This is a genomic window from Pseudoalteromonas sp. SR44-5 (assembly GCF_014163675.1).
GTDB classification, from domain to species: Bacteria; Pseudomonadota; Gammaproteobacteria; order Enterobacterales; family Alteromonadaceae; genus Pseudoalteromonas; species Pseudoalteromonas rhizosphaerae.
Map to the genome: position 1 here is coordinate 21,564 of NZ_JACJDT010000051.1, position 12,277 is coordinate 33,840.

The 12,277-nt window shown below is 41.0% G+C and carries 12 protein-coding genes and 1 pseudogene; 10 read left to right on the forward strand and 3 right to left on the reverse strand.

What is annotated here, in order from left to right; all coding sequences use genetic code 11:
- Positions 1 to 136 precede the first annotated feature (136 nt).
- The 5 genes from H5154_RS19685 (at position 137) to H5154_RS19705 (ending at position 6,217) form a co-directional block, all read left to right on the forward strand.
- On the forward strand, positions 137 to 1,516 hold the full coding sequence (locus H5154_RS19685) for an MATE family efflux transporter (RefSeq protein ID WP_182719348.1): 1,380 nt from the start codon (positions 137 to 139) through the stop codon (positions 1,514 to 1,516).
- Positions 1,513 to 3,513: an excinuclease ABC subunit UvrB gene (gene uvrB, locus H5154_RS19690; protein ID WP_145240732.1), complete on the forward strand. Its 2,001-nt coding sequence runs from the start codon at positions 1,513 to 1,515 to the stop codon at positions 3,511 to 3,513. Before H5154_RS19685 ends, uvrB begins: the two co-directional genes overlap by 4 nt.
- The gene (locus H5154_RS19695; RefSeq protein ID WP_182719349.1) at positions 3,506 to 4,435 is read left to right on the forward strand and encodes a class I SAM-dependent methyltransferase; all 930 of its coding nucleotides are present in this window, start codon (positions 3,506 to 3,508) and stop codon (positions 4,433 to 4,435) included. Before uvrB ends, H5154_RS19695 begins: the two co-directional genes overlap by 8 nt.
- A 6-nt stretch (positions 4,436 to 4,441) precedes the next feature.
- Complete coding sequence (locus tag H5154_RS19700) at positions 4,442 to 5,110, forward strand: tRNA (adenine(22)-N(1))-methyltransferase TrmK (RefSeq protein WP_145240737.1); 669 nt, start codon at positions 4,442 to 4,444, stop codon at positions 5,108 to 5,110.
- Positions 5,111 to 5,197: 87 nt separating this feature from the next.
- The gene (locus H5154_RS19705) at positions 5,198 to 6,217 is read left to right on the forward strand and encodes a hypothetical protein (protein ID WP_182719350.1); all 1,020 of its coding nucleotides are present in this window, start codon (positions 5,198 to 5,200) and stop codon (positions 6,215 to 6,217) included.
- An 11-nt stretch (positions 6,218 to 6,228) separates the two neighbouring features.
- On the opposite strand, the gene H5154_RS19710 is transcribed toward H5154_RS19705, so the two are convergent.
- Entirely contained in the window at positions 6,229 to 6,471 is a 243-nt protein-coding gene (locus H5154_RS19710; RefSeq protein ID WP_145240741.1) for a hypothetical protein, read from the reverse strand.
- 181 nt (positions 6,472 to 6,652) lie between these two features.
- Here H5154_RS19710 and H5154_RS19715 point away from each other — a divergent pair, with 181 nt between their 5' ends.
- Positions 6,653 to 7,102, forward strand: a complete 450-nt coding sequence (locus H5154_RS19715; RefSeq protein ID WP_182719351.1) for an isoprenylcysteine carboxylmethyltransferase family protein — start codon at positions 6,653 to 6,655, stop codon at positions 7,100 to 7,102.
- A 57-nt stretch (positions 7,103 to 7,159) separates the two neighbouring features.
- Here H5154_RS19715 and queC read toward each other — a convergent pair whose 3' ends face one another.
- The gene (queC, locus tag H5154_RS19720) at positions 7,160 to 7,840 is read right to left on the reverse strand and encodes a 7-cyano-7-deazaguanine synthase QueC (protein WP_257326361.1); all 681 of its coding nucleotides are present in this window, start codon (positions 7,838 to 7,840) and stop codon (positions 7,160 to 7,162) included.
- A 127-nt stretch (positions 7,841 to 7,967) separates the two neighbouring features.
- Here queC and queE point away from each other — a divergent pair, with 127 nt between their 5' ends.
- Positions 7,968 to 8,633 (forward strand): 7-carboxy-7-deazaguanine synthase QueE, encoded by a 666-nt coding sequence (queE, locus tag H5154_RS19725; RefSeq protein ID WP_145240771.1) that lies wholly within the window; start codon positions 7,968 to 7,970, stop codon positions 8,631 to 8,633.
- A 168-nt stretch (positions 8,634 to 8,801) separates the two neighbouring features.
- Complete coding sequence (locus tag H5154_RS19730) at positions 8,802 to 9,545, forward strand: class I SAM-dependent methyltransferase (protein ID WP_182719352.1); 744 nt, start codon at positions 8,802 to 8,804, stop codon at positions 9,543 to 9,545.
- A gap of 280 nt (positions 9,546 to 9,825) precedes the next feature.
- On the opposite strand, the gene H5154_RS19735 is transcribed toward H5154_RS19730, so the two are convergent.
- Positions 9,826 to 10,791, reverse strand: coding sequence for an integron integrase (locus H5154_RS19735; protein ID WP_182719353.1), 966 nt, complete (start codon positions 10,789 to 10,791; stop codon positions 9,826 to 9,828).
- 861 nt (positions 10,792 to 11,652) lie between these two features.
- On the opposite strand from H5154_RS19735, the gene H5154_RS23795 reads away from it, so the two are divergent.
- Complete coding sequence (locus H5154_RS23795) at positions 11,653 to 12,000, forward strand: transposase (RefSeq protein WP_259398557.1); 348 nt, start codon at positions 11,653 to 11,655, stop codon at positions 11,998 to 12,000.
- A 63-nt stretch (positions 12,001 to 12,063) separates the two neighbouring features.
- Positions 12,064 to 12,277, forward strand: a pseudogene (locus H5154_RS23800) (transposase); the annotation flags it as partial.

Sequence of the window (12,277 nt, forward strand, 5' to 3'; positions counted from 1 at the left end):
ACACGTAAAAAGAACACTTTTCTATGGTTTTTTAGGCGTTTTTGTAATCAATTTATAATCACTTGATAAATGCGTGGCTTGAAAAGCCCTGATGCTTTAAAATACCACGCTTAATAAAAGAGGTTTATTTATTCCCATGCGCGCAACTTTGCAGAGCAACTCAGCTCCCGATTTATTAAACGATCCAATAGTACCGACCTTGAAGAAAATGACTGTGCCGATGATTTTCGGCATGATCACGTTAATGATGTTCAATATTGTCGATACATTTTTTATTAGCTTATTGGGAACTGAGCCATTAGCGGCTGTCAGTTTTACTTTTCCGGTAACCTTTACCGTGATCAGCCTAGCTATTGGTTTGGGTATCGGTACGTCAGCGGTTATTGCCAAGGCATTGGGTAGTAATAATATTGAAGAAGCACGCTTTGACGCCAGCATCGCATTATTAATTGCAGTGGTGATGGTGATATGTTTATCGCTATTTGGTTATCTGTTTATTTCCCCGATATTTAAATTGCTGGGAGCAGGGGAGCAAGTGTTGCCGCTGATCCATGAGTATATGAGTGTGTGGTTTTTAGGCAGTGTATTTTTAATTACCCCTATGGTTGGTAACTCAGTGTTACGTGCCAGCGGTGACACTAAAACGCCTAGCATAGTGATGGGTGGAGCGGGACTTATCAATGCCGTGCTCGACCCAATATTGATTTTTGGCTTTGGGCCAATTCCTGCATTTGGCATTAAAGGCGCTGCGATTGCCAGCGTCATCGCATGGTCGGTAGCCGTTGTCATTATTTTATATTTGCTAGCAGTAAAAAAAGGCTTGCTGAGCCTAAATGCAAATAACCAAACCCCATTAAGCTCTATTCGAAAAATTCTTAAAATTGGTTTGCCAGCGGCAGGTGCAAATATGTTAACACCAGTTGCAATGGCGGTGATGATTGCCATGGTTGCTCATCATGGACCTGAGGCTGTTGCTGCTTTTGGCGTAGGCAGTCGTATTGAATCAATTGCCAGTTTGGTGGTGTTAGCTTTATCGATGACGTTACCGCCGTTTATTAGTCAAAACTTTGGTGCTGGTAAACTTAACCGTGTTAAAGAGGCGTACACCACAACATTAAAATTTGTGATGATTTGGCAGTTTATTATTTATTTACTGCTCATTGCATTTTCAGGAGTGATCAGTGAGTTGTTTGGTAAAGAGCAGATGGTTATCGATGTGATCAAATTATTTATTTTTACCTTGCCGCTAAGTTACGGTTTGCAAGGGATAATTATTTTGTCTAATTCATCGTTCAATGCCTTACACAAACCAATGAATGCATTAATTCTAAGTGTGATCCGATTATTTATTTTTTATATTCCATTTGCTTATGTCGGTAATTTATATGCCGGTTTACCAGGCTTGCTGATCGGCGCAGCGCTGGGTAATTTATTTACTGCAATAATAGCTTATAAATGGTTTATCAAAGAGCTGAATATGATCAGTAACCAAGCTGTACAGGAGTGCCAAGCATGAGCGACCATTTTCAACTGGTATCTAAATTTAAACCTGCGGGGGATCAACCCACCGCTATTGCGCAGTTATGTGAAGGATTAGAAGCCGGACTTGCTCATCAAACATTATTAGGGGCAACAGGCACTGGTAAAACATTTACCATGGCTAATATTATCAATGATTTGAATCGCCCAACGATCATTATGGCGCATAATAAAACCTTAGCAGCGCAGTTATATGGCGAAATGAAAGAGTTTTTTCCGCACAACGCGGTCGAATATTTTGTTTCGTATTATGATTACTATCAGCCAGAAGCGTATGTTGTTGCAAGCGATACCTTTATTGAAAAAGATGCCTCGATAAACGAACACATAGAGCAGATGCGCCTAAGTGCTACCAAAGCGCTATTAGAGCGTAGGGATACAATTATAGTGGCATCAGTATCAGCCATATATGGTTTGGGCGATCCAAAATCATACATGAAGATGATGCTGTTGTTAAAAGTGGGCGAAAAAGTTGATCAACGCGATATGCTGCGCCGACTAGCTGAAATTCAATATACGCGAAATGATATTGATTTTAGCCGCGGTACGTATCGGGTTCGCGGTGAAGTTGTGGATATATTCCCTGCTGAGTCAGACACTTTTGCAGTGCGTGTAGAAATGTTTGATGACGAAATAGAACGGCTAAGTATTTTTGACCCGCTTACCGGCGCGGTTGAAAAACACATAGTCCGCGCAACTATCTACCCTAAAACGCACTATGTGACACCCAGAGATAAAATTCTTGATGCGGTTGAGCATATTAAAGCTGAATTAAAAGACCGTCGTGCGCAGTTACTCAGTGCTAATAAACTGGTCGAAGAGCAACGCGTGGCACAACGTACACAATACGATATTGAAATGATGACCGAGCTTGGTTATTGCTCTGGCATCGAAAACTACAGCCGATATTTATCTGGTCGCACGCCGGGCGATCCACCGCCAACCTTGCTTGATTATCTTCCTGAAGATGCGTTAATGATTATTGACGAATCTCACGTTACGGTATCGCAAATCGGCGCTATGTATAAAGGCGATCGTAGCCGTAAAGAAAATCTCGTGGAATACGGTTTTCGTATGCCGTCGGCGATGGATAACCGGCCACTACGCTTTGAAGAATTTGAAGCAATAGCACCGCAAACAATTTATGTATCAGCAACCCCGGGTGATTTTGAACTTGAACGTTGTGGAGATGATATTGCCGAGCAGGTTATTCGCCCCACAGGATTACTCGATCCACAAATTGAAGTACGCCCAGTGGCAACTCAAGTTGATGACTTATTGTCAGAGATATATAAACGCGTAGCAATTGATGAACGCGTGCTAGTAACCACACTTACTAAGCGCATGGCTGAAGATTTAACGGATTACTTATCTGAACATGATGTAAAAGTGCGTTACTTGCATTCGGATATCGATACCGTTGAACGGGTCGAAATTATTCGTGATTTTCGCGCTGGGGTGTTTGATGTGTTAGTGGGTATTAACTTACTGCGTGAAGGTTTAGATATGCCAGAAGTATCGCTAGTTGCAATACTCGATGCTGATAAAGAGGGCTTTTTACGTTCAGCTCGCGCATTAATTCAAACCATTGGTCGTGCGGCTCGTCACTTAAATGGTCGGGCAATTTTATACGGTGATCGAGTCACTAAATCAATGGCCAAAGCTATTGATGAAACTCAGCGTCGCCGCGATATTCAACACGCTTACAATATTAAGCATGGCCTTGAACCACAAGCCTTATTGAAGAAAATTACTGACATTATGGATGTTGGTGAGCGAGCCGGCCCACAAGATAATTTACAGCTGATCCGAAAACAAAGTAAGCAAGTGCTCAGTGCAAAAGAGATCGCAGTGCAAATTAAGCAACTCGAAACCAAAATGCATGCATACGCAAGTGATTTAGAATTTGAAAAAGCCGCATCCGTTCGTGATGAAATCCATGAATTACAACAACAGTTAATTAAAAATGCATAATTTTACGCCCCTTATTACAGCACTTGAAAGTGCGCCCTTAGCAGACAATGAGCTTTGTCGTGTGTTTCATGGCCGCGGTCACACTACCGAGCATTTGAGTCATCTAAATATCGACTTTTACCCGCCGTGTTTATTTTTAGTGTCGTACGACGAAGTTGACTCACAAACGCTAACGCAATTAAGTGAGCAGCTTTGGCAATGGGCACAACAACACGCTAAAGAATTAATCACCTCGTTGGTATTTCAACAACGCGCCGGACAACAAACTGAAAATAAACTGTTATTTGGTCAACTACCGAGCCCGCATAGTGTTAAAGAAGGTGACAGTGAGTTTTTTGTGGATTTAATGAGCCGTCAAAATACCGGTATATTCCCGGATATGCGCCGTGGACGGGAGTTTGTTCAAGCCCATAGTAAACACGCTAAGGTATTGAATTTATTTTCATATACATGTGGTTTTTCGGTTGCGGCAATGCGTGGCGGTGCCGATAGTGTGATCAATATGGATATGAACAAAGGTGTACTGCGCACCGGTAAGCAAAATCATCAACTTAATAGCTTTGACCGCGGTGTGAGCTTTTTACCGCACGATATATTAAAGTCGTTTGGTAAACTTAAAAAGGCTGGCCCTTTTGATTTAATTATTGTTGATCCGCCAAGCTTTCAAAAAGGCAGTTTCATTTTAACTAAAGATTATCAAAAAGTGCTGCGCCGCTTACCTGAACTGCTCAATGACCATACTCAATTGCTGTTATGTGCTAACAGTCCAGAGCTAAGTGAAGCGTCATTTAAAGCGCTGATAGACGAACACACTCAAGGTGCGATTGAATTTGTAGAGCGCCTAGCGCCGACCCATGGTTTTGTTGATGTTGATAGCGACCGTAGCTTAAAAGCATTGATCTATAAAACGGCTCAAGTTTAGCTTTAAATGAAACTAAGTAGCCGCCTCAGTGCAATCGATTCGTTGATCTGCGCGCCGTATGATGTAATTTGGGACTGTTGTTGTGACCACGGTTTGCTTGGTATGGCGCTTTTAAAGCGGGCAGCCGCCAAGCAAATAAACTTTGTTGATATAGTGCCTACGTTAATGGACGAGCTTGAACACACGCTTACGCGTTTTAGTGATCAGCAAGCAGCTTGCCAATGGCAAGTATTATGTCAGGATGTAGCTACAATTGAGCTGCAGCCATCAGCCAAACAGCTGATCATTATCGCCGGAGTCGGTGGAGAATTACTGCTGAGGCTAGTACAAAAAATGGTTGCTAATTGCCCTGAAAAGCTTCGTGAACAACTCAGTTTTATTGTTTGTCCGGTGCATCATACCTATACCTTACGACAAGGTTTACAGGCGTTAGGTTTAGGACTTATCAAAGAGCAACTGGTGCAAGAAAACAACCGTTTTTACGAAGTGATACAGCTAAGTTTTACCAGTAACACTGCATTGAGTGTTACTGGTAGTCAGATGTGGGACAATGCTGAGCAAATGCACGAATTGTATCTGCAACAATTAGTTGCGCACTATACTCGGATGTTGAACAAAGACCGTACATATTTTCAACATGTGCTCGATGATTATCAAAAAATATCGCTAAATTAAACGCAGCACTGTGATCTATCGACTAGCGTTACAGCGTAAATAACTCATCTTCAGCGCTTTGTGTTAGCGAGTTTACTTGGTTTAGTTATGTCAGATAAAAATAACCACTTTACATCAGTCAAATATACTCATAATGAGCTGCTATATAATTGTGAGCAGCCAATTGCTTATGCACCCATCGTGCAATTGAGTAACGCGAGCTGGGTAGTGCCGCAACATTTTTTACGTTATCAACATACCCTCGAAAGCGTGAACGAAACCCTTGATAAAATTGAGTTTTCAACTCACTTTCGGGTGCTCGCCGCAAAACAGAATGAGCAAATTTATTTACAAGTGGCCATTCTTAGTCCAGATAATTATCGCAGCACCAAGGCAAAAAAGTTATTATTTGGCCGGCGCTGGTTTGTGGAAGAAAACTTACCTACCTCGGAATTGATCCAAACCGCTTTTTTAGCGTTAAAAATAGCCCGTGAACACGAAGTAAGAGAACTATTTCAACTCAATAGTGAGCAGGGCAGCAGCACGCCGTTTAATAACCATCATGATTTACCTTTATTAGCACAAAACCCGCAATTAACCATGGCTGCTGATCATCAACCGCAAAGTGTCATAAAGTTACTTGCTAGATGTTTATTTGCTGGAGCCGCACTGACTTTAATTGCACAACAAAAAATTGCCGATGAGCACATACTTTACACTCTGCGACTCAATTGTACTGACTGTCAGTTAAGCGAATTTAACGCAAAAACAGTGATTTTTTTAGCCGCAGATACATCTGCAAATGCTTTTTTGCATGGCTTGATGACCGCGTTGGTAGCGATCAGTAATGATTATGTGAATGAGCAATTTAAATATGCAGGTTTTGCGCGCTTTAGTAAAAACGTTAACGTAGAGCAAATCGGGGCATTGAGTATTGTGTTGCGTTCGCAGCATGCGTTGCAATTATGCGAACTTGGCAAACAACATGCCGATCAATTAAATTTTGAAATTGACAGCTCTCGTGCTCCACAAGGATGCGGGCAAGTGATCTGTGGGTTTTTAGCCGCTCATGGAATTGAGCAGCCAGAAAACGCGCATTTATATCCAGATTACTTGCAAGCGCTTTAAACGCGGCAAATTTACAGTTTATTGATTTCTTGTTTTACGCTGTAACTAGGATCAGTCACGATAGCTTCTAATGTTTGTACACGCTCTTTTAGCGCAAGCATTTCAGCAGTAACAGCAGCAATTTGATTATTCGACTCTTTATTATCGGTGAGTGTGCGATGTTTAAACTCTAAATGTTTTTTATACATATCGTACATTACCCCAAACCCAACAGAGATAAATACGATCATGACTACCATAGTAGTTCCTGACATGGTGTATTCCTTATTATTTTATATAGTGTGTAAAGTATAACCAGAATGCGCAAATGATGAAGCTGACAATTGTAACTTTATTTGTATCAACATGACCCTCTGCGGTATATTCATCAGTGATACAGTGTGATGAGTGTTTAATTGCAGCATTAACTAATTTTAACGACAACAGTGAGTTACTATGCTAAATAATAAAATTCCTCCGATTATTATAGTGCTTTTTTTTGCTGTGCTAATGGCGGTAATTGCCCACTACAGTGTGATTGATTTCACCACATTTATTTTTTATGTTGCGGTTATTTTACTCACCATAGGCTGTATTTTTTGTATCGCTGGGGTGGTTAGTTTTCGCTTAGCAAAAACCACTGTAAACCCAAGTAAACCAGATCAAGCGTCAGCACTGGTTACCACGGGTGTGTACCAAATTTCACGTAATCCAATGTATGTTGGTTTTGCTTTTATACTGGCAGGTTGGGGAGTGTGGTTAACATCACTGTGGGCGTTATTGTGTGTGCTGGGCTTTATTTGTTACTTAACTTGGTTTCAAATTATTCCAGAGGAGCGGGCTCTATTAAAAATATTTGGTCAAGGGTACAGCGATTACAAGTCTCGGGTAAAACGTTGGCTGTAAACTTATTTCAGTTAATAATAAAAAGGCTATCGCGATGATAGCCTTTTTTAATGTGGGTTATTCGTACTCGATTGGATCGGTAATGTTATTAAGGCTAAATGCCTCTAAGCGCTCTTGGCAGGCACCACATTTTCCACAGGCTTTTTCACGGCCATTATAGCAAGTCCACGTTTGGCTGTAGTCCAAGCCCATTTTTAAACCATCAGTAAGAATATCAATTTTGGTGTCATTTAAATACGGACTGAAAATTTCCACCGCGTCGTAATTAGCAATACGACATAAATCATCCATTTTTTGCACAAATTCAGGACGGCAATCTGGGTAAATAGCATGATCCCCAGAGTGAGCACCGTAATACACTTGGCTTGCTTTGAGTGATACAGCGTAACCCACAGCCAGTGACAGCAAAATCATGTTGCGATTAGGCACTATGGTGCTTTTCATGTTTTCGGCTTCGTAGTGGCCTTCTGGGACATCAATATCATCAGTTAACGATGAGCCACCAATTAACTGATTGATCGCAGAAATATCAACTATCTTATGCGGTACGCCAAGCTTTTCACACACACTGGCTGCAACTTTAAGCTCTTTTACATGACGCTGACCATAGTCAAATGACAGGGCATATACCTCGCGGCCTTGCTGCAGGGCTTTATTTAATACGGTAAATGAATCCATACCGCCGGAGTAAATCACAACTACTTTTTGCGTCATAACTGTTTTGCTCTTAGTTTTAATAGAGGTTTATATCAGGGCGCGATATACTACACGGCTGGGGCATAAATAACAATTTTCGACCGTGTTTTTTGATTTTTTAAACTATGTTTATGCTCGTAATTAATGCCAAGTAGTGAGTGAGACTCTTTTGTACAAAATTAATGAAATATTTGAAACCATTCAAGGCGAAGCGAGCTTTACCGGCACGCCTTCAATATTTTTACGTTTACAAGGCTGCCCCGTAGGTTGCGCTTGGTGTGACACTAAGCAAACGTGGGAAGTTGATAATGTGTATAAAGTATCACTGGACGACACGGTTGAGAAAAAGGCCGATTCAGATCACTGGGCGGACGCATCAGCTGAGCAAATATTTAACTTGTTTGTCGATCGTGCTTATCGTGCCAAGCATGTAGTGATCACCGGCGGTGAGCCATGCATGTACGACTTAAACCCGGTGTGCGAATTACTTCATGCTAACGGCTACAGCACACAAATAGAAACCAGCGGCACTTTTGAGATTTTAGCCCCAGCACAAACGTGGGTGACGGTATCACCGAAAATTAATATGCGTGGCGGCTACGACGTACTTACTTCAGCCATGCAACGCGCCGATGAAATAAAACACCCAATCGCGATGCAAAAACACGTTGTAGAGCTTGAAGAGTTATTTGCAAAAACAGGCGTTACCCCCAAGCTTGTTTACCTGCAACCAATTAGCCAAAAAGTCTCTGCAACTAAGTTGGCTATTGAAACCTGTATTGAAAAAAACTGGCGCTTATCAGTGCAAGTACATAAGTATTTAGGGATAAACTAAAGTAAAGCTCAGTGGTAAGCTTTAAGTAATTTGCCATTTAAATTGAACGTTGGGTTGAGTAAAAAAAAAACCAACAAATCTCTTTTCGTTCAATCAGCTTCGTTAATGGTGATAATTAGTTTATTATGCGCGGCTTAACGTACCCTCCTACAAATAATTAGGCCTAATATGTCCGCGAACGCGCTATACACAGACCTTTCTGATTACTATGACTTAATGTGCGCAGATATAGATTATCAAGCCCAAAGTTATTTTATTCATAGGCTACAGCAAATATTTGGTAATAAGGGAAATACGCATCTTGATTTAGCGTGCGGCACGGGCCCACATGTTCGTCATTTTATTGATTATGGTTATCAAAGTAGTGGGCTTGATATAAATCAACCCATGCTAGATAGAGCAACCATTCGTTGCCCAGAAGCGCAATTTTCATTGCAGAATATGAGTGAGTTTGTGATCCCTGAGCAAGTTGATTTAATTACCTGCTTCTTGTATTCAATCCATTACTGCGATGGCATTAATAAATTAACAGACTGTATTAAAAGCGTACACCATGCACTAAAAGCCGGTGGTATATTTTGCTTTAACGTTGTTGATAAAAATCACATCGATAACGATTCATTTGTAGAGCATAGCGCTGAAAACGCGGGCAGCCTATTCACATTCCGCTCTGGTTGGAATTACAGTGGCAGTGGCGAAAAACAGTCATTAAAGCTCAGTATAAATAAAGCAACAGCAGACGAAACATTCATATGGCACGACGAGCACCCAATGGTCGCTGTTAGTTTTGCCCAGTTAAAAGAAGCCCTAAAACCTTATTTTGAAATACATGTGTTTGAACATGACTACGAAAAAATAACCCCATGGGGTGAAAGCTCTGGCAATGCCGTTTTTGTGTGCGTAAAAATTTAAATTAGAAAGTTAAGACAATTATTCACAAAAAGATTAAGGGTTAAGAGACGCTGTGTTTTAGAAAAATTCATAAAAAGCAAGGAGCTTACAAATAAGCATTGTCCTGTTGAGTGACTCGCTCGTGAGACTGATCAGGCAGCTGATATATACCCCTAGCTAAACCATCAGGGAGTGCTCTGCGGTCTATTTTTTTGCCCTTCTAACAGCAGCAATTCCACATAAGATTATTATCGGTTTTTTTGTATTCCCCAAACGCGATATTCCAATAGATAATAAGAACCTAAAGTAGCTGCGACAACGGGCTTTTTACGCCACTGGCACCACTGTTAAGTACATGCGTATAAATTTGCGTGGTGCGAACATCGCTATGGCCGAGTTGTTCTTGCACGGTGCGTATATCTGCACCTGATTCAAGTAAATGGGTAGCGAACGAGTGCCGTAGTGTATGGCAGGTAACATTTTTTTGAATTTTTGCCAGCTTTGCTGCCAGCTTAATTGCTTTACGAACCGTTGTTTCATCAATATGGTGGCGTCGCAGCTTTTTACTTTCTGGGTCCATGCTTAACTGGGCAGAAGGAAACAAATATTGCCAGCTCATTTCATAAGGAGCCGCTGGGTATTTTCTAGCTAGTGCATTCGCAAGCCAGACACCGGCATAGTCTGTTGCTTGTTTGTCTCGTTGCCAGTAGTCATTTACCAAGTGACTTTGGCTGCGCAACAACGGCAGTAGTTCGAGTGCTAATGTTACTCTGCGGTTTTTATTGCCTTTGCCCTGCCAAATCATTAATGAGACATAGTCATAATCGACATCTTTTACCCGTAGCCTTACAGCTTCCATTAAACGTAGACCACTACCGTAAAGTAACTGAGCGATAAGTTTATACTTTGGATCCATTGCCAATAATAAACGCTGCATTTCTTCACGGGTCAGTACTACAGGTAATTTAGGTGGCACGAGTGATTTATTAAAATTCATCTCAAGTGATAACGGTCGATTAATAATATGACGGTATAAAAATACCAAAGCATTTAAAGCCGTTGCCTGAGTTTTCATTGCAACATTACGCTGATTACTTAAATAAGATAAGAATTGCTCAACCTCCGACTCTGCCAATTGCGCTGGATGTTTTTTAGCATGGTATAAAATATAAAATTTTATCCAATATTGATAAGTGTCTATAGTGCGCTTGGCATAACGACGCGTTGTCATAAAGTCACGGATGGATTCTAAAAATACAGAAGCCATGATCTGCTCCAGTCATTGCTGTATATATAAACAGTAGTTGTGTTTGGTTTTTTTTCAACAACTCGCGGGATTATTTCTTGTATTTTACAACAACAAAAAAACAACAAATATAAATCCCTTGATTTACATTTAGGTACAGAGTTAGACTGAAAGTATTAAAAAACTCGAAGGATTTTCTGTCTGCAACTTGTGGGTTTAGATCCTTTGAATAAGCTGTTATGCAACTCAGGTAAATTTAGGGGTTCAATCTTTTGGATTTCTCCAGCCATTCGTTTGGTATTGTCGGCAAATGAGCTTTTTTACCCTAAAATTCGTGGTTTACTTAAGCCGTAAAACAGGCAAGGTTCTTTGTTTGCCTCAATGAGTTTTGGTGCTGGTTTGTTGTGAATTTAGCGGGCGCAAAGTGTGGAAAGGGCAAGTTTATCGAGCATTTTACACTTGTTGAAGTTTTAGCTCGTTGAGTTTTCCTGATTCAAAAGCTTGGTTTGTTGCTGAAAGGTGGACTTTGTTTTGGCGGCTTATTTATCACAGTTCTTGCTTGGGTTGGTTCTTGAATCACTCAACCATTGCAATTGTGGTTTTTGGTCGTGTAAATTCGGTTTATCTCATTGAATTTGCATAACAAACGGCTCAAGAGGGATTGCCAACGCGTGGCGACTTTAGTGCAAAATTGCAGTTCAGTGTTTACAGTGTGTTTTTTTGAGTTCGGCGGTGCGTTGTCAACCCCTTAGCCGGGCGTTGAGGCTGTAGAATTACTCTTTCTAGGAACTGATTTTACATATTCGGCTTGATTGTTTTCTAACCTTGAATCTACCTGTCCGCTGTGATCTAATAGATATTATTCACCCACGGTAAATTGTTATGGCCAACTACAAGCCAGACTTATCCTGCCAAAATAAATTCATTCCAATCAATTTTGCTGAGCAAATATTGCCAGGTACATTTGAGTATGCGCTTTGTTATATTGTCGAAAATAAACTCGATTTGTCGGGCTTTGACGCGTGGTATAACAACGACAAAACAGGCGCGGCGGCGTATCCGCCGTCAGTGATGTTAAAGATTATTTTGCTCGGCTATGCACATGGTTTGATCAGCAGCCGCCGTATTGCTAAGGCGTGTGAGACGAATATTTTGTTCATGAGTGTGTCGGGTGATATTCAACCTCATTACACATCTGTAGCGGGATTCGTGGCCAAAATGCACGAATAGATTGAACCGCTGTTTACGCAAGTACTGATGATCTGCGACGAAGAAGGCTTGATAGGTCGCAACATGTTTGCCATTGATGGATGCAAATTGAAATCTAATGCGAGTAAAGAATGGAGCGGCACATTCGATGAGCTAGGGCGTAAAAAAGCAAAACTAGAACGCGCGAGTAAACGTATTATCGAACGTCACCAATCACAAGATAGCCTGAGCGAAGAGTTGATAACACAGGATTTAAAGCAAAAAGAAAAGCTGGATAAAAGTGCAGATAAAATCACGG